Below are 24,972 nucleotides of genomic sequence, written 5' to 3' on the forward strand. Positions count from 1 at the left end.
CAGCAGCAGACCTCGACCCGAGGTACCCGACCCCTCGACCAGGAGACCCCGTCATGTCACAGACCATCAGCACTCCCGCAGCCGGCACCTCGTCCGCGGACCACGAGCTCAAGGCCAAGCACCGCGCCATCTGGGCCTCGGGCGACTACCCGACCATGGTGGAGACGTTCCTGCTCCCGCTGGGCCCGCGCCTGGTCGGGGCGGCCGGCGTCACCGCCGGCCAGCGCGTCCTCGACGTCGGCGCCGGCAACGGCAACGCCTCCCTCCCCGCCGCCGCCACGGGCGCCCGCGTCACCGCCGGCGACCTCACCCCCGAACTGCTCGACGACGGACGACGGCGCGCCGCGGTCGCTGGACTCGACCTCGAGTGGGTCGAGGCCGACGCCGAGCACCTCCCGTTCGCGGACGCCTCCTACGACGTGGTGATGTCCTCGATCGGCGCCATGTTCGCCCCCCACCACCAGCAGACGGCCGACGAGCTGGTGCGCGTGACCCGCCCCGGCGGGACCCTCGCCCTCCTGAGCTGGACGCCCGAAGGATTGGTGGGCGAGCTCTTCCGCACCATGAAGCCCTTCGCCCCCACCCCGCCGCCGGGCGTGCAGCCCCCGCCGCTGTGGGGGAGCGAGGAGCACCTGCGGGGGCTCTTCGGCGGACGAGTGCAGTTCCACCGGGTCCTCCGGGACGTCCTCGAGGTCACGGCGTTCGAGCGGGCCCGCGACTTCGGTGAGCACTTCAAGGCCAACTACGGCCCCACCATCGCCGTGCGGAAGAACGCCGAGCGCGAGGGCCGGGCCGCGGAGTTCGACGAGGCGCTCGACCAGCTCTGCGACGAGTGGAACCAGGGCGCCCCGGAACGGGCACGCTTCGAGATGGAGTACCTGGTGGCGGTCGGCACCCGGCCGTGACCTTGACCGGCAACCAATAGGTTGCCTAATCTGGTGGCGTGGACATCGTGTTCCAGGCCCTGGCCCATCCCGCGCGGCGGATCCTCCTCGAGGAGCTCGCCGCACGGGATGACCAGAGCCTCTTCGAGCTCACCGTGCGGCTCATCAACGACCACGGCCTGGCCATGACCCGCCAGGCCGTGACCAAGCACCTGGCCGTGCTGCGCGAGGCCGGCCTGGTGACGTCCACCGTGCAGGGGCGCACCACGGTGCACCACCTGGACACCTCCCCGCTCACCGACGCGCGGCAATGGATGGACTCCCTGCCGCCCCCGCCGAAGGACACGCCGTGATCATCACCTACGCCTCCGTCTTCGTGGACGACCAGCAGAAGGCCCTGGAGTTCTACACCGACACGCTCGGCTTCCAGCTCAAGGTCGACGTGCCGACCGGCCCCTACCGGTGGCTGACCGTCGTCTCGCCCCAGGCCCCGGACGGGGTGCAGCTGCTGCTGGAGCCCTCCGAGCACCCGGCCGTCCACCCGTTCAAGGAGGCCCTGGTGGCCGACGGCATCCCGTTCAACAGCTTCGGGGTCGAGGACGTGCAGGCCGAGTACGAGCGGCTCACCGCCTTGGGCGTGCGCTTCGTGCAGGAGCCCACCGCGATGGGCCCGGTCACCACCGCGGTGCTCGACGACACCTGTGGCAACCTCATCCAGATCGCGCACCTGAATGACCCGGCGGTGGCCGGGCAGTAGGTGCGGCACGGTCCGGACAACGCCGAAGGGGCGTCTCCTGCAGGAGGCGCCCCTTCGGCGTTCGAGCCGGCGTCCGGCTGGGGTCAGTGCCCCGTCGACGTGGACCCGGTGGACGAGCCGGACCGGCCCCAGGCCTCGAGCCCGAAGGTCTCGTGCTCGGCAGAGCCCGGGACATCCGGCTGATCGGCACGCGTCGGCGCGGGCGCCGCGTCTTCGGCCGCAGGAGCCGTGGGCTCCTGCTGCGTCCGCGGCGTGGCCGGCGGCTGGGACTCAGCGGGCTCCGGTCGCAGCTCGGTGCCCCATGGCTGGTGCTTGCCGACCGGCGCGGGGACGACCGGCTGCGCGCCAGTTTTCGGCGCCGCCTTCTCGTCCGAGTTCGCGTAATAGGACTTGCCGTAATATCCATAGTATCCAGCGTCCGCACCGGTGGTGGGCACCCGGTTGAGCACCACGCCCAGCACGTTGCCGCGGACCTGGCGCAGGTTCTCCAAAGCCTTGGACAGCTCGTCCGTGGTGGTCCGCTGGGCGGTGGCCACGATGAGCGCACCGTCGGCCGAGGCCGTGAGCAGCGCGGCGTCGGTGACCGGCAGCAGCGGGGGAGCGTCCACCAGGACCAGCGCGTCCTCGGCGAGGGTCTCGAGCATGTTGTGCATGGCCTTCGAGGACAGCAGCTCCGTGGGGTTCGGCGCGGTCTTCCCGGCGCCGAGCACCTGCAGGTTCGGGAACGTGTCGTAGGTCTGGAGGACCTCCTCCACCTGCACCTGCCCAGTCAGTACGTCGGTGACGCCCACGCCGGCCACGAGCCCGAAGAGATCGGTCATGACCGGGCGGCGGAGATCGCCGTCCACGACGACGACGTTGCGCCCCGTCGAGGCGATGGCCACCGCCAGGTTCGCCGTGATCGAGGACTTGCCCTCACCCGGCAGGGACGAGGTCACCACGATCATCCGCGGCGGGTTGTCCACCGAGACGAAGCTGAGGTTCGTGCGCAGCTCGCGCAGGGCCTCGGCGAACTCGTGGTGCCCGCGACCGGCGGAGATGCCGGTCTCGACGATCGCGCGGTGGTCGGACAGCCGGTCGTCGGTGGGAATGACACCGAGGACGGAGACACCGAAGCCGTCGCGGATCTCCTCGACCGACTTGATGCGGCGGTCCATCTTGTACCGGGCGAAGGCATAGAGCAGACCCAGACCGAGACCGCCCACAAAGCCGAGGGCCAGGTTGAGCCTCAAGTTCGGCGAGGACGGCGCCAGCGGCAGGGAGGCGTTGCTCAGCGGCTGGACGGCCACGCGGTTGATCGCGTCCTCGTCGCCCTGGCTCTCCAGCTCCTGCACCTGGCCGGCCAGCGCCACGACCCAGGCGTTGGCCAAGTCGGCCGCCTCCGTCGGGTCCTCGGCGTCGGCGGTGATGCGCAGCTCCGGGGTGTCCACGGGGACGTCCGTGGTGATGCGCGGCAGCACCTCCTCCGGCGTGGCGTCGAGATCGAGCTCGTCGATCACCGACTCGGCGACCGGCCGGGACGTGGCCAGCGACTCGTAGGACACCGCCTTGGACTGGGCCAGGTTGTTGCCGGCCAGCGCGCTGGCCAGGTCCTGCTCACCGGTGGCGACGACCAGGCCGGACGCCGTGGCCGAGTAGATCTTCGGCTGGATCAGTGTCCAGCCCAGTGCCAGCAGAGTGCACAGCAGCGTGATCAGCGTGATGGCCCGCCAGTGCGTGCGCACGAGCCGGAGGAGATCCCGTGCATCGAGAGCGGGGGCTTCCCGCTCTGCGTCAAGGTGCTCCATGGTTCTCCTCGGGATCGGCTCGGGGGTGGGGGGATGGGTAGAAGTCACTCGCGGATGCCGTCCTGGTGTTCGCGGTACCAGTCGACGGTGGACCGGAGGCCCTCGGTGAGGGAGATGCGGGCGGTCCAGCCGGCGTCGGCGAGCTTGGTGACGTCCATGAGCTTGCGGGGGGTGCCGTCGGGCTTGGTGGTGTCCCACTCGATGCGGCCCTCGTAGCCCACGGCCTCTGCGACGAGGCCGGCGAGTTCCTTGATGGTGAGGTCGGTGCCGGTGCCCACGTTGACGTGCTCGGCTCCGTCGTAGTGCTCGAGCAGGTGAAGGCAGGCCTCGGCCATGTCGTCGACGTGCAGGAACTCCCGCAGCGGGGAGCCGGTGCCCCAGTTGGTCACCGACTCCGCCCCGGCGATGCGGGCATCTTCGTAGCGGCGGATCATCGCGGGAAGGACATGGGAGCCGGTGGGGGAGAAGTTGTCCCCGGGCCCGTAGAGGTTGGTGGGCATCGCGGAGATCCAGGGCAGCCCGTACTGGCGGCGGACGGCCTGGATCTGGAGGATGCCGGCGATCTTGGCGATCGCGTAGGCGTCGTTGGTGGGTTCCAGGTGCCCGGTGAGGAGGTATTCCTCCTTCAGCGGCTGGGGCGCCAGCTTCGGGTAGATGCAGGAGGACCCCAGGAACAGCACCCGCTCCACCCCGTGGGCCAGGGCGGCGTCGAGGACGTTGACCTGGATCCGCAGGTTCTCGGAGAGGAAGTCCACGGGGTAGGTGTTGTTGGCGAGGATCCCGCCGACCTTCGCCGCGGCCAGCACCACGTACCGGGGCTTGGTGCGGGCGAAGAACGCGAACACCGCCTCGCGGTCCTTCAGGTCCAGCTCGGCGGAGGTGGCCCCGATGAGGTCGGTGAAGCCCTCGGACTGGAGCCGGCGCCAGATCGCGGAGCCGACCAGGCCTCGGTGGCCGGCTACGTAGAACGGGGCCGTGCGATCCAGCGGGCCCGGGACGAATCCGGTGGTGGTGTCGGCGGGGGCCGTGGTGGTGGGTGTCTGTGTCATGGGTGCTTTTCCTGTCGCTTCCTGGGTCACTTGGCCCAGGAGGCGAGGTCGACGGTGTCGATCCAGGCGTCGTTTTCGAGCAGGGCGATGTCGGCGTCGACCATCAGCTTCGCGAGTTCGGGGGCCTTGACGGTGGCTTCCCAGCCGAGCTTGTCCTTGGCCTTGGCGGGGTCCCCGATCAGGGCGTCGACCTCGGTGGGGCGCAGGTAGCGCTCGTCGAACTCCACGTGCTCGCGCCAGTCCAGGCCGGCGTGGTCGAAGGAGAGCTCCAGGAACTCCCGCACCGTGCACGGGTGGCCGGTGGCGAGCACGAAGTCCTCGGGCTCGTCGGCCTGGAGCATCCGCCACATGCCTTCGACGTACTCGGCGGCGTAGCCCCAGTCGCGGATGGCCTGGAGGTTGCCCATGTAGAGCTTCTCCTGGGTACCGGCCTTGATCGCGGCCACAGCCCGGGTGATCTTCCTAGTCACGAAGGTCTCGCCGCGGCGGGGGGACTCGTGGTTGAAGAGGATCCCGTTGACGGCGTACATGTCGTAGGCCTCGCGGTAGTTCTTGGTGATCCAGTAGGAGTAGATCTTCGCCGCGCCGTAGGGGGAGCGGGGGTAGAAGGGGGTGTCCTCGTGCTGCGGGGGCGGGGTGGCGCCGTACAGCTCGGAGGTGGAGGCCTGATAGTAGCGGGCGTCCACGTTGGCCAGGCGCATCGCCTCGAGCAGGCGCACGGTGCCCAGGCCGGTGGTGTCCCCGGTGTGCTCGGGTTCTTCGAAGGAGACCTTCACGTGGGACTGGGCGGCGAGGTTGTAGACCTCGTCCGGACGGATCTGCGCCATCAGCGTCACCAGCCGGGAGCCGTCGGAGAGGTCGCCGTAGTGCAGGAACAGCTTTGCGTCGGCCTCGTGCGGGTCCGTGTAGAGGTGGTCGATCCGGTGGGTGTTGAAGGTCGAGGCGCGGCGGATCAGCCCGTGGACCTCGTAGCCCTTGGCGAGCAGCAGCTCCGCCAGGTAGGAGCCGTCCTGACCGGTGATCCCGGTGATGAAAGCCTTCTTGGGGGTGGCGTGCATGATCGTCCTTCGAGGGAGAGGGCGTGGGCCGTTGAGGGGACAGCTTTATGCTAGTGAATGAATGGGCAAAGCCGGTGATCAGGTCCGGACATGTTGCGTCAAAGATCGGAGCACCTCGTCCCAGCGGCGCATCGCGGCGTCCGCGGCGAGGTGCTCCGCGACGTATCCGGGACCGCGTCCGCCGATCTCCGAGGCCAGCGCCCGGTCGCCGCCGAGCTCCTCGGCGGCCTGCAGTAAGGCGGCGGGATCGCCGGAGAGAACAACGCGCCCAGCCCCAGAGGACTCGATCTCGCCGGCGGACGAGCTCTCGTCGTCCACCGCAGCCAGGACAGGGCGACCAGTGGCGAAGTAAGACGTGAGCTTGCTCGGCACGCACATCTCTCGGAGCTCGGGCTTCTCGTTGACGAGCAGGACATCCGCTGCGGCCAAGGCCGCAGTGTACTCCTCGTCAGGCAGGGGGTCGACGAACTCCAGGCTTTCCACACTGGCGGCAAGCTCCTTGAGCCGCTGCAGCTGGCTGCCTGCACCGAGCAGGACGAACCGGACACGGGAATTCTTCTCATCGGCAAGCCGGGCGGCGTCCACCACGTTCTCGAGGTACTGCTTCACGCCCATGTTGCCGGCGTGGAGGACCACCACTTCGTCCTCGGACCAACCCCGACGAGCACGGACCGCCGCGGTGTTAATCGTGTGCTGCGGGGTGATGTGCGACCAGTTCCGGTGGATGAGCGCTCGCTCCGGAGCCACCCCCAGTTCGTTGACCGCGTGGCGGCGGAAGCGGTCGTGGATGACGATCACGCGGTCCATGCCGCGGAGGACGAATCCTTCGACCTTACGCATGACAGGAGCCAGCGCGGCGGCGGACGTGTGCACCTCCTCGAGCCCACGGGAGTACAGGTCCTGGATCCAGATCGCCGTCCCGGGACGGCGCCGGCTGAGCTTGGCGCGGAGAGCCGCCACACCCGATGAGAACAGCCCCGGGTTCACGAAGAGCACCACGTCCGGGCGGCCCCAGTTCGCCACCGCGGCGCGAAGACCGAAGTGGACCTCCATCAGGAGCCGATTGAACAGCTTCGGCTCCGCGGGCACGTAGTGGCGAAGGCGAAGGACATGGACGCCGTTGTGATCCTCCTCCAACGTCCGGCCGTCGTAGCCGTCATAAACCTGCCACTGGGGATAGTGCGGGAAGCCGGTGATGACCCGGACGTCCCATCCGCAATCGGCCATGCCTTCGGCGAGGGCCGTGGTGTAGGGGGCGTTGCCGCTGGTCTCGGGGGCGTAGTTGATGCCGATGATCGTCAAACGAGGGCGCATGGGGGTGCTTTCGTCACACTGGGAGCAACGCCGAGGGGAATCAGCGGCCCACCGGAGGGGATGAGGTATAAATCAGACGATACATGTGAGCGCATTCAGCTCCGGGACGACGCCCCACGTCGGCCCGTGGTTCAGCTCACATAACCTCCCCGCCCCCCACACGCAGAGGTATTCATGGCCACCGCCGCTGAGCGCAGCCCTGCCGACTCCGACGTTCCCATCATCGACCTCTCGAAGGCGCCTGGCGAGGGCGAAGCCTGGAACCGGCCCAAGTGGATGATCTACCTGTGGTCAGCCACCGAGCTCGTCTTCGTCACCAACCCATGGCAGATCAGCTCCGGCCTGAGGACGAAAGTGCTCCGCGCTTTCGGCGCCAAGATCGGCGACGGCGTCATTATTAGGCCCCGTACCCGCATCAAGTTTCCCTGGAACCTGGAGATTGGCGACCGCTCCTGGATAGGTGAGGGCGTGTGGATCCACAACCAAGACCAGGTCATCATCGGCCACGACGCGGTCGTGTCGCAGGAAACCTTCATCACCACAGGCAGCCACGCCCACCGCAAAGACATGGGCCTCATCACCCGCCCAGTCACAATCGACGACGGCGCGTGGGTCACCTCGCGCTGCGTGGTGACCGGAGGAGTGACCGTGGGGCGCTCAGCGTTAGTGCAACCATTGACGCTAGTTAATCGGGACGTCGATCAGAATGTCGTCTTGGGACCCCCCGCGGCGGAAGTCAAGGCGAGCCGCTTCGCGGCCAACCATCAGGCCGGACGATCATGAAGATTTTGCAGGTTGTCACCTACATCAGCCCGGACGGGGCCTACGGCGGACCCGTGCGAGTGGCACTCAACCAAGCGAAGGCCCTATCCAAACTGGGTCACGAGGTGGTGATCGCAGCCGCGGCCGGCGGTTTCCAAGGTCCACTGCCTGTTGAGTCCGACGGCTTCCCAGTCCGTCTTTTCCAGGCTCGAAAAGTGCTTCCGAGAACCGGCTTCGCAGGCCTCTCGTCTCCGGGCCTCCTGCGGTGGTTGGCCGCGAACCTAAAAGACTTCGACGTGCTGCATGTTCATCTTGCCCGCGACCTTGTCACGCTTCCTGCCGCGGCCCTGTCCCTTCAATTGAAGGTGCCCTTTGTGGTGCAGACCCACGGGATGATCGACCCTACGCAAAAAAAACTAGCCGGACCACTTGACCGACATCTTACCAAACCGGTCCTAAAGGCAGCCCGCAGCGTGTTCTACCTAACCGAACGAGAACGGCAAAGCCTTACGGACGTGGCCGGCAAATTACACAATCTCAGATATCTACCTAATGGTGTTGATGTGCCGACATCTGCAGCCATCGAACAGGGTGAAGGACCACAGCAGAATCCTGAGGTGTTGTTCTTGGCTCGGTTGCATAGCATTAAAAGACCCTCCCTCATGGTCAATGCAGCCCGTGACCTAGAAAAGGCATTTCCCTCGACCCAATTTACATTGGTCGGTCCCGACGAGGGCGAAGCGTCGCATGTCAGCGCACTTATTCACAGTTCAAAGCAGGAAAACCGGGTGCACTGGGCAGGTCCCTTGCCACCGGAAGAGACGCTATCCAGGATGTGCCAAGCGAGTGTATACGCGCTTCCATCGAGTGCTGAGGTCTTTCCCATGTCGGTACTCGAAGCCATGTCAGTGGGATTGCCCGTGATTGTCACGGATGGCTGTGGACTTGCGCCCATGATCACGGAAAACTCCGCCGGCGTAGTTTGTGATCAAACTCCGAAAAATTTCTCAAAGGCCGTTGAAGAGCTGTTGAGACAACCCGAGCGTCGCGTCGTCATGGGGTCCAACGCACGCCGCGCAGTCAAAGAACTGCATTCCATAACCAGGGTGGCCAAAAATTTACTATACGAGTATGAAAAAGCCTATAAACCGCAAGGGGCAAATAAGTGATGGCTAGAGTAGTCATTGTTCAACCGTATCTGCCCGGTTATCGTCTGGCCTTCTTCGAGGGATTAAGGCAACGTCTCGCTGAGGTCGATGTCGAATGTATTGTCGCTGCGGGCGTACCCCGTGGCACCCAAGCGGCCAGAGGTGATGGGGTCCAGCCTGATTGGTTGGTTCCTGTGAGGCAACTGGGTTTGACTCTGGGTAACCGCTCCATAAACGCCGGAATTAGGCCCGCACCGTGGAAGCATACAGATGCAGTGATTCTCGGACTTGAGGGATCGGCGTTACCTGTCTATCGGGCATTACTAACCCGACAAATAAAGGATGTTCGCGTAGGCCTTTGGGGCCATGTTCGCCCGTACGTCGCATCAGGTAACCAACTAGATCTTTGGCTCGAGCTCCAGCAAATGCGATTATCGGATCACGTTTTCGCCTACACACCGGGCGGAAGAGAATACGCAGTTGATGCTGGAATCGATCCACACAAGATAACCACCGTCATGAACTCGGTGGATACGTCCGCATTGGAACAGGCACAGAAAAAGTTAACCGATCGGCATGTTGCAGAATATGCCACCCACCTAAAAATTGATCCCGCAAGGACTCTATGCTTTATTGGAGGACTCGATGCAAGCAAAAGAATCCAATTTTTGGCGGATGCTCTCGAACTTCTTTGGCATCGGGATCAATCCATTCGCCTACTGGTCGGCGGCGAGGGGCCCCAAAAGAAGCTGTTGAAGCTTGCGTTCGAGCGCGGTCAAGCAATAGACCTGGGTTATCTTGACACGGACCAAAAGGCCCTCGTGATGTCTGCGTCGAGGGCAGTGGCTATGCCTGGCCGGATCGGTCTCGTGGCCGTGGACGCGCTTTTAGGTCGAACACCAATAATCACGACAGACTGGCCTTACCATGCACCAGAAGTTGAATATTTGACCGAAGGAATAAGCCGCTTTACCACACAAGATTCGACAACCGAGTATGTGAGAGGGTTAATTGCCGCAACCGACGAAGTGCCATCGAAAGTCCCTGAAGAGGGGGCTTGGACGTATCCGAGCTTGGCCAGCATGGTCACAAATTATGCAATCGGCGTCGAAAAACTGCTTGCAGTGTAAAAAAAATCCTATCGCAGGATTCCGCCGGCCCCTGGCGGCGTGCTAAAGCTCAAAAGATATGGAAATAGCTGATGAAAATACCTAACTGCCTTTGGATGCAAATTAGTGCCATGCGTGTAGTTGAAGAGTATTTTAAAGACTCAATCCGATATATTAAATACTCGACACCCCTCCGTCGGGAGATGCTTCGCTCCATTGCTGGAAAGAATCTTGAAGCGCAAATAACTAAGGATTATCATCGTATCGAAAAAGGCCTTAGTCTCCCAAGTCCGAAAAGACCATTTGGTGCTGACGCTACGTCTAGGCTAAAACTCGCTTTGTCAAACAAGTCGTTATCACGTACGCAACCTGAGGATGACTACACCCGATTTGCTCATGATGCCATGGAATCACTGAGTAGGTTCAATTCGACTGCTGAAATAGATGATTTAGTTAGTCCGAAACTCGAAGACATTGGCTCACCCAATCTCTCTCACCAGGATGTTGCTACGTTCTTTGAAACTCGGCGAAGCGTTAGGAACTTCGACCCCAGCGCCTCAATTCCCACAGAGGTCATCCGAGAAGCCACACGTCTTGCGGGGCTGTCTCCGTCAGTATGCAATCGTCAAAGCTGCAAAACATACTATTTCGCAGGCCGGAGAAATATCGATCGAATCCTGAAGCATCAAGCTGGTAATAGAGGCTTCGGCCACACGGCACAAGGTATTTTTGTCGTGACCAGCGACATGCAGATGTTTGGTGGTTCGGGAGAAAGGAATCAATCGTGGATAGATGGCGGTCTTTTTGCCATGTCCTTGGTGCTGGCCCTTCACGGATTAGGTGTTGGAACGTGCATGCTCAATTGGTCTAAGCGGAATAAGGCCAGTCGCTTCCTTAGAGCGGAGGCATCCATCCCAGATAATGAGAATGTGATTGCGCTAATTGCGGTAGGGTACCCTGACAAGAATGCTCGTGTGGCTCGCTCGCCACGACGCGCTATTGAAAATATTCTTTCGATTCAAGAAGGCGAATAAATAAATGGCAGCACATGCCGCGGATGACCTTCTGATGGTAGTCGCCACGGGCGCTTACGGGAATATAGGCGATGCTGTAATACGACGAAGGGTGATTTCATGGGCGCGCGGTCTTGGCCAAATGCACGTCTATGTGGGGAATGGCGATCAGGAATGGTTGCAGCAACTCAACGTTGAGAGTTCGGCGACTCTATATTCAGCTAAATACAAATTCAGATGGTTACTTCTGCCACTGAAGAAAAAGAAAGTACGCGCACTAGTTTTCGACCCAGGCGCTATCCCTTTGGACCGTTCGGCTCTTCCGGCCGAATTCGTTTATCTAATTCTTACGTTACTGGTCCGAATAAGAGGCGGGGTAGTTATTCGCCCGCCGCGAGGAGTTAAGCAGGGGTACTGGTTAACCGTTCTATTTCATCGCTTAGGAGCAAGAGCTTCAAATATTACACTTTGGCGCACCCGGCGTAGTTTTGACTTAATTCGCGTCGGTGAAATTTGCCCTGACACGGCCTTCCAGGAGCCAAAGCATTGGCGAGGAATTGACGATTCGGATAGACGGTATCTTGGGATAAGCCTGCGTGGAAAAAACGCGCTCCCCAGCGAAGCTTGGTTTTCCCTTATCCAGCAAATTGTAGGAGAACACAAACTGACCCCTGTCGTTTTTGCACAGGTTCGCGAAGATGAGGAGCGAGCTGCTGAAATCGCTAAGCTACTAGGTAGCGAGCATTTTGTGTGGGGAGAATGCACTGAATTAGACCATGAAGCTAGGCTCCAGGGCCTGTATAAGCGTTCTTCGCTTATTGTTAGCGATCGACTGCATGTACTTATTCTAGGGGCTTTAACTGGGGCAATTCCTCTGGAGATTGTGGATGTTCCCAGTGGGAAGGTTCGGGAGCATTTCGGGCAGATTGAGGTACATGATATTTCATTTTCAGTAGAGGAAGCCGTAGCTATCGGGGCGAATGCAATCATAGATAATGCTTTAGGGAGCCGGGATTTAATTCGACGGCGCATTGATCGAGCTTCGATCGACCTCGACAATGTTGTGAAACGCGTTCGGTCGACAATTGGCTGAGCGTAATGGGCCCTTAAACTCCAATGAATTAGACTGGAGATTGAGTAGTAATTGCCGTGATAAGACAATTTAGCTGGATGTTTTTAGGCCGTATCGCGGCGGCGTTGTTGCAGTTTGCGGGTTTTGCGCTACTTGTAAATTGGGTCGCCCCGGCAGAATTCGGAATTATTGCTTCGGTTTTAGGTACTTCGGCGGTAATTATAGCTTTTCTCGATTTTGGGATTTCAACTCATGTATTGAAGACGTGGGCTTTGGGATCGCGAGGAGTCGAGGTTAAATCCGCTTTGCAATTGAATAATCACATCACTCTGGGTTTCGGGGTCCTTTCGTCTCTAATCGTTATTATTCTTGCGCTGTCTTGGAACCCATTTTTCTGGTTTTTGCTGCCCCTCGTGTTTTGGGCAGCTGGCGAAAAAAATGCTGATACGTGGTTGTGCGTGGCAATCTCCGCCGGCCGTGCGGAATACAATACATTCAATTTGGTTGGAAGACGATTGCTATCATTAGTGATAATGGCATTGCTTATGTCAGTGACTGATAATGGAACTTTGTCTTATTCTTTGGGTGTGGCATTTGGCGCAATAGCATCAGTATTTTATGCCCACCGTGTTGTGTGGCCAATCGTCAGCAGAAATATGTCTGGTGGTTTTGTTTCGAATCGCGAGATTTTGCGGATGGCTCGCCCATTTTGGGTGCATTCATTTGCGACACAGGTTAGAAACTTGGATACTTTGATTGTTGCAATGGTAGCGTCTCCTCTTGTAGCTGGCTTTTATGGTGTGGCGAGTAAGCTGTCGGGACCCTTGCGCATGGTGCCCACGAGCATTGCTCCAGTCCTGATTCCGGTTGTTGTCAAGGAAGGTATTACGCGTCGTCTGGCGGGTCTGCTCCTTGGCATATTGGCGGCATTGACCATTTTTTATGTGGCGCTGGCTGCAACAGCCATATATTGGGTTCCATTTTTGTTTGGGTCCAGTTACGAGCCCGCATTAACGGCGGTCCAAATTACTTGCGTCGGACTCTCTCTTGGTGCCACGGCTTCCTTGCTGGGTGCTTGTCTACAGGCGACGGGCGACCAACGGTATGTGGCGCAGACTTCGGTCCTGGCATCCGTAGTGTGTATTCCTGCAATAATTTTTGGAACGTTTTTTGCGGGTTCTGCAGGAGCTGCCGTTGGAATGATTAGCTCATTTGCCATACAATCTCTGTTGTTTACAAAATTGTGCGTGAGTCGCTGGCGTCAGAATGGCCACTAGCAAGTTTGAGTCATTATGCGTCGGCGGTTACTTTTCAGAGTTGCCACGCAATTGGATTGTTGGTTTTCGGGCGCTGCACAGATGGGCATGGGTGAGGGTACGCGGGGACATTCCGCAGCGCTTGTTGTGAAGCCTGCGTAGAGGTTGAGGCCTTCAGGATGGGTATCGACCAAGCAACCTGATCCATGCCGGTCTCGACGTCTTATGCTCTCTGCGCGCCCGCGTGCGCGCTTTTTGACGTGTTCGACGTCCACGTCCCGGCGGTAGAACGCGGGTCACGCTCGTTCACGGTGGTGGCGGAAATCGCGTCGTCGTCGGCGGGCTGCCCGGCTTGCGGGGTGCTCGCCGCCGGTCACGGCCGCCGCCCGGTCCGTCTGTACGATCTGCCATGTGCCGGGGTGGCCGTGCGTATGGTCTGGCGCAAACGAATCTTCCGGTGCCGGAAGGGCACCTGCGAGGTCGCGACGTTTGTCCCGTGACGGGTCTGTTGGAGCTTTTCATCCCACGGAAGGATGAGAGTCATGGGAGCACCGAGGAAGTATCCGGACGAGTTGCGTGAGCGCGCCACTCGGATGGCGGTGGAGGCCCGGCGGGATCCGGCGACGAAGGCCGGGTCGCTGGCGAGAATCGGGCAGCAGCTGGGGAATAATCCAAAGACGCTGCGGAACTGGGTCAGACGGGCTGAGGTCGATAAGGGATACCTGCCGGGAACCACCACCGATGACGCCCATCGGATGGCCAGCGGGAGAAAGAAGCCAGGTAGCTCCGCAGGGCTAACGCCATCCTGCGGTCGGCCTTAACTTTCTTCGCGGCGTGAGCTCGTTCTACCCACACAACAGGTAGTGGCCTACATCGACGCCCACAAGGGTGAGTTCGGGTTCGAGCCGATCTGCCGGGTCCTCCGGGACGCCGGTGTGCAGATCGCCCCGAGCACCTACTACGGGGCCAAGAACCGGCCACCCTCGGCGCGGTCGGTCAGCGACGCGGCCACGACCGCGGTCATCGCTAAGGTGCACGAGGACAATGACGGGGCGTACGGGGTGACCAAGGTCCACGCGGAACCGCGCCGGAACGGCCGTCGGGTGGCCCGGTGCACCATTCACCGACTGATAAGGGCTGCGGGTCTGCGCGGGTTCATTGGGGTTAGGGGCCTCGCGCCACGGTGGGCGGCACCGGCCCGTAGACCCGCCCGGACCTGGTGGAGCGGTCCTTCACCGCCGCCGCCCCGGATCGGCTGTGGGTTGCTGACATCACCTACTGCAGAACGGGACCGGTGCACGAATGGGTCACCTAATCTGTGGCGCTGAGAGGCGTCGATGGAAGGATGTACACCGCGCCCAAGCCCTATCCCAAGGAGTTCCGCGACGACGTCGTGAACGTCGCGCGCAGCCGTGAACCCGGGCAGACGATCAAGCAGATCGCTGCCGACTTCGGCATCGTGGAGTCCTGTCTGCGCAACTGGATGCGCCAAGCCGACGTCGAGGACGGCCTCATACCCGGAACCACGGCCGTCGAGAACGCGGAGCTGCGAGAGGCGAAGAAACGGATCCGTCTGCTCGAGCAGGAGAACGAGGTCCTGCGCCGCGCGGCCGCCTACCTGTCGCAGGCCAACCTGCCGGGAAAATGATGTACCCGCTCGTCCGCGAGCTGGCCGCCGACGGGATCCCCGTCGCGGTGACGTGCCGGGTGCTCAGGATCGCCCGGCAGCCCTACTACCGCTGGCTGGCCGGCCCGGTGACCGACGCCGAACTCGAGGCGGCCTACCTGGCCAACGCCCTGTTCGACGCCCACCGCGACGACCCGAAATTCGGCTACCGCTACCTGGCCGACGAGGCCCGCGACGCCGGCCACACCACCTGTGACCGCACCGTGTGGCGGATCTGCTCCGCCAATGGCTGGTGGTCGGCGTTCGGCAAGTAACGCGGCAAGAAACGCGGCAAGAACGGTCGGCCAGGTCCGCCGGTCCACGATGACCTCGTCGAGCGCGACTTCACGGCTGATGCGCCCAACCAGCTGTGGCTGGCCGACATCACCGAGCACAAGACCGCCGAAGGCAAGCTCTACCTCTGCGCCATCAAGGACGTGCACTCCAACCGGATCGTGGGTTACTCCATCGACTCCTTCGATGAAGTCCTGCCTGGCCGTCGACGCCTTGCGCAGCGCTGTCGCGAGGCGAGGTCAGACCGCTGGCTGCAACCTGCACACCGACCGCGGACCTCGATTCAAATCCAGGAAGTTCGTCCGGGTTCTGCACGGACACGACATGGTCGGCTCGATGGGTCGCGTCGGCGCCGCCGGCGACAACGCGGCCATGGAGAGCTTCTTCGCACTACTGCAGAAGAACGTCCTGGACCGCCGTCGCCGGGCCACTCGCCAGGAGCTGCGGATGGCGATCGTGGTGTGGATCGAACGCACCTACCACCGGAGACGACGCCAAGCCGCGCTCGGGAAATTACCCCCCATCGAGTACGGGACCATCATGACCACACCAACCCGTCAGGCTACCTGACCCAACCTGTCACCACGTCGTGCATCAGTCCCGAATGGCCACCCAATGTGCCAAGCTCCGCCCCGATGTCTCGCGGCTGACCGAGCCGACCCAGGCCGCGAAGATGACGCTACGCACCCTGGCCCGGCGGGTCGACCAGCTCGAGTCCGAGATCACCGACATCGACGCCCACCTCGGTGCCATGGTCCGAGCAGAAGCTCCCCGGCTGACCAGGAGAGTCGGAATCGGCACCGTCCACCCATCACAACTTCTCGTTACCGCCGGGCAGAACATCGACCGGCTTACATCCGAGGCCGCCTTCGCTTGTCACCGCGGGGTCGCCCCGATCCCCGTCTCTCATCGCTGTCTGCCGATTGCCCCACGATCGGCGGACCCGCGACTCTGCAACACGTCGACTGGCCGAAGGCCTGCCCAAGAAAGATGTCCTGCGCTGCCTCAAACGCTTCATCGCCCGAGAAGTCTTCAACGACCTTCGCCACGACCTCGCAGTCCTTGACGGTCTATAGGATCGTCCCGTCATGGGACACTCACCGTGATTGGTGGGTCCGTGTACCGGCTGTCTGTAGTGGGAGGCGCGGTGAATGCTGTGGCCGTTTGATGCCGGCCGTGGTTCGTGAAGCCTTGCCCACTCGGGGTGTCACGAACCACGCCGCAAGCAGAATGACCAGCAGGTAAGAGACCGCGTTCAGCAGGGAACCGCGGAGCACGATCAACAGGTAGAAGGCCGTCGCTGATACCACCACCGGGGGCACACGAGACGTGGCCAAATACAGATCTGTTCGGACGTCCCACCGCATGAACAGGTAACCCAAGACGCCCATCCCCAGGATCACGCCGACCCATCCGAAGTCGATGAACAGTTCGGACCAAATTGGGGAGGACAGGTTCGTGAATCGGTAGCCCATCGCCTCGGCCAGTACCACACCGGTGTCCTGCGGTTTGCTCGGCCAGATCGAACGAGGGACCCAGAATAGTAGTGCCCCGAGGATCTGCCCGCCCCAGGACAAGCCGTTGCTACCGACGTATGACAGCGTGTTGGTGAGTTGCGCGAACGCGTCGAAGTCCCCGGACGTTAGCGCCCGGATCGGCCCTTCGACCTGCACCGACACGTCGGTGCTGCGCCGGAAGAGGTCGGCCAAGGGAAATATGAACAGCATCCCCGCCACAGATGCTACGGCCATCATTCGGAATCGTTGGAGGGTGGCGTAGGCGCCGAAGGTGGCGAGCATGGCGAGGATGACGGTGCCGACGACGTACCGGGCGCTACTGACCGGATTGACGGCGTAGATCAGCACCACGCCGTTAATCAGCGGCAACAACCACTGCGGCTTCCGGCCCGCGAGTTTCGCTTGCTGGCGGACGGTCATTTGCGCGATGAAGCCCACGAGCAGGAGCATATTCTGCCCACCCGTGAGGATGACGCGTAGCGGAGAAGCTCCCCAGGCTGATTCGCGAATCGCTGATAGCTCGGACCGACTAAGAAGGAAGGAGCCGAACCCGATGGTGGACCCGTAGTACGCGAAAACGGCCAGAGCGAACAGTGTCAGGATGTTGGCTCGCGTCGGGTCGACGCGCAGCTGCCGCATGCTGGTCCCGGCGGGGCGCCTGCGGGCCAGAATGGCACCTGCCATCACGGCTAGCGATGCCACGATCACGAGTGCCCCGGCCGCGGGGTACAGGTCCTGGTCGACCTCTGGGGTGGTGCCGGGCAGGACATCGAGTCGGAACTGCACGTAGGGGGCCATGCCCATGAAGATGTACGTGAACAGCCAGAGCACCATGCCGAACAGCTGTCGCCCCCGGGAAGCGATCACTGCGGAATAGGCGAGTCCGGAGGTCACAATAATTGCCGTGGCCCACCAGGGGTTGCGTTGGTTCGACGGTCCCCCCGTGGCGTTGTGCAGCAACAGGGGTATGACGATGCACAGCACCAGTGCGGAGATGATCCACAAGTTCTGTCGCCCTACCGGCGATGTCTGGGCGGTCGACACCTAGAGCGCCGCCTCGACGGCATCGGCGATTAGCTGGTAGCCCTCGGCGTTGGGGTGCACCCCGTCGTCAGACATGACCCCGGGACGGTCCCCCAACGGGTGGTCAATGTCCAGGTACCGACCATTGACGGACTCCACTGCTTCTTCGATCTGCTCCCCGAACTCCTCGAGGTGCTCGGGGAACACCCCTGACCTGGTGTAAGGCGAGGTGGCTAGGATCTGTGCGTCGGGCAACTTCTCGCGAAGAGATTCAAAGGTGGTGGTGATGCCTTCTTGCTGCTCCTGGTTCATGGAGTTCCCAGCCGATGACACGATCACGATGTCAGGCGCCGACATGGTCAAGCTGGTGAGGCGTTCTGCGTATGACTGTGCAGTTGAGGTGGGCCCGTCGGTTCCGTAGTTCGTTCCGCCGGAGCCGTAGTTGAGTTCCCGCCACCCCTGCGACGCGGCAACCAGAGTGGTCCACCGCTTGCTCTGTGACCCGGCCCCCGTGCCGGCCGTGAAGGAGTCACCCAGGAACGCCGCGACGGGCCGGTCGTCGGTCGGAGGGGTGTAGGTCGGCGCAACGTAGTTCTCCGCTGCAGCGACACTGCGCGCTTGTGCCTGTTCAGCCCTCACGAAGGTTGCGCCCAACCCCACGACGAGGAGCATAACCGCGCCGATAATGGCAACGTTGGCGAGCTTCTTGTTCCTGGGCGTGGGCTTCTTCTCCTGGCGCGTACCAGCAGAGCGGGGGGTGCTGTGCATGCGCTAAAGACTACCGGCCACCGTCCCCCGAACCGCCTACATGACACGACGGCGAAACAGCCCGGGTGGTCATATGGCCTCGTGCGCCGGACCGTGAACTACAGTCCATCGCATGGGTACACGAAACGTTGTCGCGCCTGCCATCCGATCGTCGAAGACGCGGATGGAGTGGATGGACACCCTCCGGGGACTGTCGATCGTCCTGGTCGTGATCAACCACTCGTTCGTGTTCACCTACGAGGACCTGGCCTCGGCACCCGCCTGGCTGGTGGCCTTCAACTCGGCGTTCTCGCCCTTGAGGATGCCGCTCATGGTGTTCCTCTCTGGGTTACTCGTCCCACTGTCGCTGAGGAAGAGCACACGCCGATACGCAGCCGGCAAACTAAAAAACGTCCTGCACCCTTACCTGGTGTGGTCGGCCATTATGATCCTGATTCTCGCCGCGGCCAGCGTCCTGATCGGCCGGCCGTTCGACACTGCCCTGATCCTCCGGGTGTTCTACTGGCCGATCGAACACCTGTGGTTCATCGCCTACCTCCTAGTCTTCTACGCCGTCGCGCTGGCGACGAAGAGCATGGAGCCGCTGCTCGTCGCCGTGCCGGCTGGCCTGATCGCGTTCATACCCCTCGGTGGGGAATGGCCGCGCTTCTGGGTGCTGTTGTGCTTCTTCATGCTTGGGATCACCGCGGCCCGCCATGGTGACCGGTGGGAACGCATCTTGAACCAGACCGCATGGGCATGGGCCGGCACCGTGATGTTCCTCGTCCTGCTCCGCATCTCGACGCAGATCGGTGAACTCCGTTACGAGCCCGCCGTCATACCGCTTGTACTCGTCTGCGTGGTGGCCGCCTGCATTGCGGGCCGCGCTCTCGGCAGCCCTCAAGCTCTGCATCACCTGCGGTACGTAGGCAGGGAATCCCTGATCTACTACGTCGTCCACTGGCCGGTGATCCTCGTGTCGTTCGTCGCCCTGCGGCAGACGATGCCCGGGGTGCCCGACCTGGTCACATTTTGCGTCGGCATCGTCATCGCGTTCGTGGCCTCCACTGCGATGGCTCTTGCTGCTGCCAGGCTGGCCCCGGTTTCCTGGCTGTTCCGGTTCGGCGAGGCCCGGCTTGCCCCACATGCAATCAGAAGCTGACAGCCTTCAACTCCCTGCCCGGAAGCGCCTCACCCCCTCCCTGGACATCACATCTGATATGTAGGGGTTTCCTGTCAAGAGGGCAGGGTGAGGCGCCGTCCGGATGGCTTCCGGACGGCGCCTCTTTTGGTCCGTCTCGACACTGGTCCGGCAAGCGTGTCGGTGGCGACGCGCGGTCAGACTGATATGCGCGGGTTGGGTACCGCAGGACGGTGTTCGGCTGGAGCGGACCGCGTGTCTAGCATCGAGCGTCGCACCGCGACAGGGCACTGCGGGGCTGCTCATAGGTGTATCGCGGATCGCTCCACGCGCTGCCTACGGATCAAGCGTCGAGGGACCAGCTCAAGGGTGGCCGATCAGTCCTCCATCACCGCCAAGGACCAGCACCATCCGGCCAGTTCCCGGGCGATGGCCACATTGGCCACGGTGGGCCGCTTCTTGCGCTCGAGCATCCGCACCCAGCGCTCGTGCAGCCGGCGGTTGCCGGCATCCCCGCGGGCCCGGGCCGCGGCCGGGGCGTTGTCCCAGCGGGCGCGCATGGTGACCCCGATCCGGTACTGGGGCCGGTGGTGCCAAGCGGCCTCGACCAGCAACCGGCGGGCATGGGTGTTGCCGGTCTTGGTGATCGGCCCCTGCACCCGACTCGCTCCGGAGGAGTGCTCACTGGGCACCAGCCCAACAAACGCGCCGATGGTGTTGCCGGTGAAGCGGTCCCAGTCACCGATCTCGACCGCCAGCCCGAACCCGGTCAGCGTAGATATCCCGCGCAGACAGCACAACCGGTGCACGACGGGAGTGAACTGGGAGTCGGCGGCCATCGCGGTGATCGCCGCATCCAACCGGTCACGGCGGGCCAGGGTGGCCAGCACGGCCTCGTGCTCGGCATCGAACGCCATCCGGGTCGCCGGTGTTCCCAGGTGCTGGCGGGCCAGCCACGCGTGGTGGGCACCGGTCCAGGCCGCCCCGTCGGTGTAGACGATGCCGTGGCGCAGCAGCAGCTTCGACACCCGGTGCCTGGCCCGCATCAGGTCCCCGCGGCAGTCCTCCCTCGCCCGCACCAGGTCCCGAGCGGCCTCCTGCTCCACACCAGGAACCGTCACCGCGGTGATCTCGTCCAGACGCAACAACCGCGCCAGGTGCACCGCATCACGGGCGTCGGTCTTGATCCGGTCCCCGGAGGGCCGTTGCAGCTTCGACGGGGCCGCGACCACGCACCGGACCCCGTCGGATTCCAGGGCCCGGGCCAGCCCAAATCCGGTTGGACCGGCCTCGTAGGCCACCGCCACCGGCCCGGGCAGCTCCCGGATCCAGGTGCGGATGTGGTCGTGGTCCGGGGTCAGTCTCGCCTGGACCAGTTCCCCGGTGGCCCCGTCGATCGCCGCGGCGGCGACCGATCGTGCGTGCACATCCAGGCCGACGCTCGTACGCTCTGTAAACACCGGGGCCTCCCACACATGTCGGATAGGCCGAGCAGGCGGCCCCTGCTCGGTAACCCACGAATCTGTGTGAGTGAGGCCCCGGCCCGCAACCCCCAGCGAACCCGGGCGGTCACTACATACCGTCTAGGTGTTGTGGGGCTTGAGGTCCTTCGCGAACTCCTCCCAGTACTGCCGGGCCGCGTAGCGGAAGGTGCCGCGGATTAGGTGGATGATGCAGGTCTGGACCGTGGCCAGCGGGAACACGGCATTCACGCTGTCGGGCAAGCCCTTGAGCCGGTCGCGCACGACGAAGAAGATGACTCTCACCCCGCGGGACATCAGGTCGGTCAGCACGGCGTACCAGAACTTCGCCGACTCCCCGTCGCCGTGCCCGGCCCACATGCCCAGGGTGTCCTTGTGCCCGGCCAGATCCACCCCGATCGCCGCGTACACGGGGCGGTTGCGGACCTGCCCGTCTCTGACTCTGACCATGATCGCGTCGATGAGCACGGCCGCGTAGACCTCCTCCGAGGGCCGGGCCCACCACGCCTGCATCCCCTCGATCACCCGGTCGGTGATCCTCGTTACCGTGTCCTTGAAGACCTCCGCACCGTAGACCTCGCCCAGATGAGCGCTGATCTCCCCGGTGGTAAGGCTCTTGGCTGAGAGCGAAAGCACGACTTGGTCCAGGTCCGTCGGCCGGCGCTGGCGCTTTTTGACGATTACCGGCTCGAAGGACGCCTCCCGGTCCCGCGGCACCTTGATCTCCACAGGGCCGACGTTGTCGGTGATGACCTTCTTGGCCCGTTTCTCGTTGCGGGAGTTCCTGGTTGCGGCCCTCGGGCTCGACGTGCTGGTGGCCGAGGTGCTCGTTCATCTCCTCGTCCAGGGCGGCCTCGACGACTATTTTGGTCAGCTGCTTCAGCAGCCCGCCCGGGCCGGTCAACGCCGCCCCGCTGGCGCGGGCGGCGCGGACCAGTTCCCGGACCGTGTCCTGCTCGGCCGGAGACAACTCCGGTGTCTCTTCCGGCTGCTCGCCGGGTGTCGGTGGGCTCACGTCCACCAGTGTCTTGATGTTCTCGCTCATGTCGACCCTCCAACCCCGAACGGGTCGATTGGGCCTCTTACACCTTTACTGCGATCGTCTCTCTAATTCGGTTAACCATGGCCGATCACACTGCGGTATACCCCAATAGCAGTGTGCTCAGTAAAAGAAATAGCGTAGACAAAAGGTTCCTAACCTTCAAGTTCTGGAGCGCGTCTAGTGTGCATAAAGTTTCTCGCGGCCACAACTTATTGAGTCTAACGTCTGGATTCGTGTCAAGGGCAAGATGTTGCCGTCAACAGCACGCCGAGATGGCAGTGGCCTTTATGTCGTCAGGTTTTTCATGGCCTGTCGGCCTTTGACGTCTAATATGCGCCTTCCTTGGCCACGACCGCCTTAAGTGTCCGCCCAAGAATCAGCATGTCTTGTACCGGCGACCAGTTCTCCACGTAGTAGAGGTCCAGGCGCACCGACTGCTCCCAATCCAGGTTCGACCTGCCCGAGACCTGCCAGAGGCCGGTGATGCCGGGCTTCACGCGCAGCCGGCGGTGGACGTAGTCCTCGTACTGCTCCACCTCCGCGGGGAGCGGGGGACGGGGGCCCACCAGGGACATCTCGCCCTTGAGGACGTTGAGGAACTGGGGGAGCTCGTCCAGGCTGTAGCGGCGCATCCACTTGCCAGGTCCGGTGACGCGGGGGTCGTCCTTCATCTTGAACAACAGGCCGGCGCCCTCGTTCTGCTCCTTGAGGCGCTGGAGCACCTGTTCGGCGTCGGTGCGCATGCTACGAAACTTCAGCATCTTGAAGCGGCTGCCGTCCTGGCCGATGCGCTCCTGGGCGAAGAAGGCCGGGCCCTTGTCGTGCGCCTTGACGATCAGCGTCAGGGCGAGCAGGACGGGGGAGAGGACCAGCAGGGCGGCGCCGGAGCCGAGGATGTCCATGAGGCGCTTGGTCATGGCCCGGCTGCGGCTCAGCTTGGGGGTGGCCACGTGAATGAGGGGGAGTCCGGCCACCTGCTGCATGTGGATGCGGGGGCCGGCGATGTCGGTGAGGCCGGTGTCCATGACCAGGCGGATGTGGGCGTCGGCGAGCTGCCAGCTGAGGTGGCGGATCTCCGTGGTGCTCAGGGGGACGTTGGAGGACAGGACGACGGTCTCGATGTCGCGCTCGTGGCAGGCGTCGACAATGCCCTCCACGGTGGGGCGTGCACCCGGGGCGAGCGCGTTGGGCGGGAGGCTCATGCGCTGCAGCTCCGCGGGGACCGGCTTGCGGGTTTCGGGGACGTAGATGGCGGCCGCGTCGAGCCCGGAGGTCGGGTGCTGGCGCAGGGACTTGATGAGGTCGCACGTGCCGGCCAGCCGGCCCACCACCATGGTCCTGGACAGCGCCTCACCCTTGTACCGGGCCTTGACCAGCCGGTCCCGCACGATGAAGCGCCCGAGGATCAGGAAACCCAGTCCCAGGGGCAGGGCTAAAAGGACGTAGCTACGCGCTGTGGGGAGATTGAAGCCGAAAGAGATGATCGCGATCGCGCCGAAGAGGATGAGGCTCGAGTGCACCACCTGCCGGGTCTCCTCGAGGCCGTGGCCGATGAGCCGGACGTCCCGGGCGCCGCGGGCGCCCAGGTGCATCCACCAGACCAGGGCCAGGGTGATGCCCACGATCCAGTAGGGGACCGACAGGGGTCCGAGGTCCAGGCCGGCGTTCTCGAGCTGGAATCGGACAAGCTGGGTGCCGATGAGGGTGACGACGAGCGCCAGGCCGTCGGCCCAGCGCATGCGGGTGAGGTAGGCGGAGCGCCATCCGGAACGGGAGGCGGTGTCGCGAGCGGTGGTGCGGGTGCTGCTGAGCTGCGGACGCCGGTGGTCGTCCGCTCGGCTGATCTCGTTGACCTTGAGCATCGTGGTGCTCCCTCCCCGAAAAAGCACGCGGCCACCTGGGGCATCTCCTCCCAGCCCGTGAGGGAGACGGTGGACCGCGCGCTGCGTTGCACTTGTGGCCAGTTTAGTGACGCAAATCGATGAAACCGGCTCTATGACGAAAGGTGTTTGCACCTGCACTTGCCTGTGCCGAGAACTCGCGGGATGGCGTCGTACCTGGTGGTGACGGGGATCACGTCGTCGGGCGGGGAAGTCGGCCCGACGGTGACGGTGCCAATTTCTGTCCCCCACTCGGGGGACGGCGGCGATTGGTGCCGACTGCTCAGGCGGCCCGGGCCTCCGGCGCGGTGTGGCCGGCGGTGCGGAGGTGCTCGGCCTTGAGGCGGCGGAGGTTCAGGGCCAGGCAGCTGGGGGCATAGGCCGGGCGGATCACCACGGGCGTGCCCTCGTGGCCGTGGGCGGCGAGGATCTCGCCCAGGGCGGCCTCGTGGCGCTCGAGGACCACGTGGCCGAAGTAGTGCTCGTTGAAGAGATCGGCCAGTTCCAGGGCGTAGGCCCAGGTGGGGGTGCCGACCTCCATGGACGCCTTCGGGCAGTCCCAGTCGCTGGGGGTGCCGGCGGTGCGCAGCTGGGTGCGCAGCACGCGGTCGAGGGCCTCGGGGGTGAAGGCCAGGGTCAGCTCGGCGACGTCCTCGACGATGTCGAGCTCCAGGAGGGTGAGGCCTGCGGGGGAGCAGGACTCCAGGTAGTGCTGGATGTCAGTGGCAAGGGGGGAGGTGCGCATTGGCTTCTCTCTTGTCCGTCGAGGGGTACGGATCTTCGGGTCCTCCGAGCGTATCGGGGCTACGGCCCTAGTGGGGGGCGATTTCTGTCCCCACATGGTCCCCATCGGACCGGACAAAAGTCTATTGTCAGCCCCTTGTTCCTATGCGGAGAGTGGTTCGGTGTAGACGATTGTCCAGGCGGTGTTTCCGGAGTGTGTCGGGGGCCACACGAGACACCCTGGCCGTC

General features: G+C 63.2%; 21 protein-coding genes and 2 pseudogenes. 13 read left to right on the forward strand and 10 right to left on the reverse strand.

All coding sequences use genetic code 11. From position 1 onward, the window contains the following. The first annotated feature begins 53 nt into the window (after positions 1 to 53). From ACP7CD_RS13685 to ACP7CD_RS13695, 3 genes are read left to right on the forward strand one after another with little or no spacing between them, the layout of a single operon-like run. Positions 54 to 905 carry a class I SAM-dependent methyltransferase gene (locus ACP7CD_RS13685; RefSeq protein ID WP_426120413.1) on the forward strand — a complete coding sequence of 284 codons (852 nt, stop codon included), beginning with the start codon at positions 54 to 56 and terminating at the stop codon, positions 903 to 905. A 38-nt stretch (positions 906 to 943) separates the two neighbouring features. Further along, positions 944 to 1,237, forward strand: coding sequence for an ArsR/SmtB family transcription factor (locus ACP7CD_RS13690; protein ID WP_109222818.1), 294 nt, complete (start codon positions 944 to 946; stop codon positions 1,235 to 1,237). Continuing rightward, entirely contained in the window at positions 1,234 to 1,641 is a 408-nt protein-coding gene (locus ACP7CD_RS13695; RefSeq protein WP_426120414.1) for a VOC family protein, read from the forward strand. Before ACP7CD_RS13690 ends, ACP7CD_RS13695 begins: the two co-directional genes overlap by 4 nt. Positions 1,642 to 1,724: 83 nt before the next feature. Here the strand turns inward: ACP7CD_RS13695 and ACP7CD_RS13700 are convergent, their stop codons facing one another. The 4 genes from ACP7CD_RS13700 to ACP7CD_RS13715 all read right to left on the reverse strand — a co-directional run bounded on the left by ACP7CD_RS13700 (position 1,725) and on the right by ACP7CD_RS13715 (position 6,849). Further along, complete coding sequence (locus ACP7CD_RS13700) at positions 1,725 to 3,428, reverse strand: polysaccharide biosynthesis tyrosine autokinase (protein WP_426120415.1); 1,704 nt, start codon at positions 3,426 to 3,428, stop codon at positions 1,725 to 1,727. A 44-nt stretch (positions 3,429 to 3,472) separates the two neighbouring features. Then, positions 3,473 to 4,477, reverse strand: coding sequence for a GDP-L-fucose synthase family protein (locus tag ACP7CD_RS13705; RefSeq protein ID WP_426120416.1), 1,005 nt, complete (start codon positions 4,475 to 4,477; stop codon positions 3,473 to 3,475). Positions 4,478 to 4,503: 26 nt separating this feature from the next. Continuing rightward, positions 4,504 to 5,535: a GDP-mannose 4,6-dehydratase gene (gene gmd, locus ACP7CD_RS13710; protein ID WP_426120417.1), complete on the reverse strand. Its 1,032-nt coding sequence runs from the start codon at positions 5,533 to 5,535 to the stop codon at positions 4,504 to 4,506. 78 nt (positions 5,536 to 5,613) lie between these two features. Beyond that, on the reverse strand, positions 5,614 to 6,849 hold the full coding sequence (locus tag ACP7CD_RS13715) for a glycosyltransferase family 4 protein (RefSeq protein WP_426120418.1): 1,236 nt from the start codon (positions 6,847 to 6,849) through the stop codon (positions 5,614 to 5,616). Between the two features lie 174 nt (positions 6,850 to 7,023). Between ACP7CD_RS13715 and ACP7CD_RS13720 the strand changes: the two genes are divergently transcribed. From ACP7CD_RS13720 to ACP7CD_RS13760, 9 genes and pseudogenes are all read left to right on the forward strand, one after another. After that, positions 7,024 to 7,632: an acetyltransferase gene (locus ACP7CD_RS13720; protein ID WP_426120419.1), complete on the forward strand. Its 609-nt coding sequence runs from the start codon at positions 7,024 to 7,026 to the stop codon at positions 7,630 to 7,632. Continuing rightward, positions 7,629 to 8,780 carry a glycosyltransferase gene (locus ACP7CD_RS13725; RefSeq protein WP_426120420.1) on the forward strand — a complete coding sequence of 384 codons (1,152 nt, stop codon included), beginning with the start codon at positions 7,629 to 7,631 and terminating at the stop codon, positions 8,778 to 8,780. The genes ACP7CD_RS13720 and ACP7CD_RS13725 overlap by 4 nt, the downstream gene beginning before the upstream one ends. A 497-nt stretch (positions 8,781 to 9,277) precedes the next feature. Beyond that, positions 9,278 to 9,889 carry a glycosyltransferase gene (locus tag ACP7CD_RS13730; RefSeq protein ID WP_426120421.1) on the forward strand — a complete coding sequence of 204 codons (612 nt, stop codon included), beginning with the start codon at positions 9,278 to 9,280 and terminating at the stop codon, positions 9,887 to 9,889. Positions 9,890 to 9,960: 71 nt separating this feature from the next. Then, a complete protein-coding gene (locus ACP7CD_RS13735) occupies positions 9,961 to 10,902 on the forward strand; it encodes a nitroreductase family protein (protein ID WP_426120422.1) in 942 nt (313 codons plus the stop codon). A gap of 34 nt (positions 10,903 to 10,936) precedes the next feature. Then, entirely contained in the window at positions 10,937 to 11,974 is a 1,038-nt protein-coding gene (locus ACP7CD_RS13740) for a hypothetical protein (protein WP_426120424.1), read from the forward strand. A gap of 56 nt (positions 11,975 to 12,030) precedes the next feature. Further along, positions 12,031 to 13,230, forward strand: a complete 1,200-nt coding sequence (locus ACP7CD_RS13745) for a lipopolysaccharide biosynthesis protein (protein WP_426120425.1) — start codon at positions 12,031 to 12,033, stop codon at positions 13,228 to 13,230. A 185-nt stretch (positions 13,231 to 13,415) separates the two neighbouring features. Then, a complete protein-coding gene (locus ACP7CD_RS13750) occupies positions 13,416 to 13,709 on the forward strand; it encodes a transposase family protein (protein ID WP_426120426.1) in 294 nt (97 codons plus the stop codon). Between the two features lie 435 nt (positions 13,710 to 14,144). Next, positions 14,145 to 14,537 (forward strand): IS3 family transposase, encoded by a 393-nt coding sequence (locus ACP7CD_RS13755; protein ID WP_426120444.1) that lies wholly within the window; start codon positions 14,145 to 14,147, stop codon positions 14,535 to 14,537. Between the two features lie 17 nt (positions 14,538 to 14,554). After that, positions 14,555 to 15,739, forward strand: a pseudogene (locus ACP7CD_RS13760) (IS3 family transposase). A 527-nt stretch (positions 15,740 to 16,266) separates the two neighbouring features. Here the strand turns inward: ACP7CD_RS13760 and ACP7CD_RS13765 are convergent. Both ACP7CD_RS13765 and ACP7CD_RS13770 read right to left on the reverse strand, forming a co-directional pair. Beyond that, a complete protein-coding gene (locus ACP7CD_RS13765; protein WP_426120427.1) occupies positions 16,267 to 17,691 on the reverse strand; it encodes an O-antigen polymerase in 1,425 nt (474 codons plus the stop codon). 39 nt (positions 17,692 to 17,730) lie between these two features. Beyond that, the gene (locus ACP7CD_RS13770) at positions 17,731 to 18,477 is read right to left on the reverse strand and encodes an SGNH/GDSL hydrolase family protein (RefSeq protein WP_426120428.1); all 747 of its coding nucleotides are present in this window, start codon (positions 18,475 to 18,477) and stop codon (positions 17,731 to 17,733) included. A gap of 172 nt (positions 18,478 to 18,649) precedes the next feature. On the opposite strand from ACP7CD_RS13770, the gene ACP7CD_RS13775 reads away from it, so the two are divergent. After that, a complete protein-coding gene (locus ACP7CD_RS13775) occupies positions 18,650 to 19,618 on the forward strand; it encodes an acyltransferase family protein (RefSeq protein WP_426120429.1) in 969 nt (322 codons plus the stop codon). Between the two features lie 356 nt (positions 19,619 to 19,974). Here ACP7CD_RS13775 and ACP7CD_RS13780 read toward each other — a convergent pair whose 3' ends face one another. From ACP7CD_RS13780 to ACP7CD_RS13795, 4 genes and pseudogenes are all read right to left on the reverse strand, one after another. Further along, on the reverse strand, positions 19,975 to 21,057 hold the full coding sequence (locus ACP7CD_RS13780; RefSeq protein ID WP_426120430.1) for an IS110 family transposase: 1,083 nt from the start codon (positions 21,055 to 21,057) through the stop codon (positions 19,975 to 19,977). 135 nt (positions 21,058 to 21,192) lie between these two features. After that, positions 21,193 to 22,123, reverse strand: a pseudogene (locus tag ACP7CD_RS13785) (IS256 family transposase); the annotation flags it as partial. 323 nt (positions 22,124 to 22,446) lie between these two features. Next, entirely contained in the window at positions 22,447 to 23,982 is a 1,536-nt protein-coding gene (locus tag ACP7CD_RS13790) for a sugar transferase (RefSeq protein WP_426120431.1), read from the reverse strand. 301 nt (positions 23,983 to 24,283) lie between these two features. Continuing rightward, positions 24,284 to 24,745: a hypothetical protein gene (locus tag ACP7CD_RS13795; RefSeq protein ID WP_426120432.1), complete on the reverse strand. Its 462-nt coding sequence runs from the start codon at positions 24,743 to 24,745 to the stop codon at positions 24,284 to 24,286. Between the last annotated feature and the right edge of the window lie 227 nt (positions 24,746 to 24,972).

The sequence above is a fragment of the Kocuria sp. LHG3120 genome (assembly GCF_049897445.1).
In the GTDB taxonomy this organism is placed as follows: domain Bacteria; phylum Actinomycetota; class Actinomycetes; order Actinomycetales; family Micrococcaceae; genus Kocuria; species Kocuria rosea.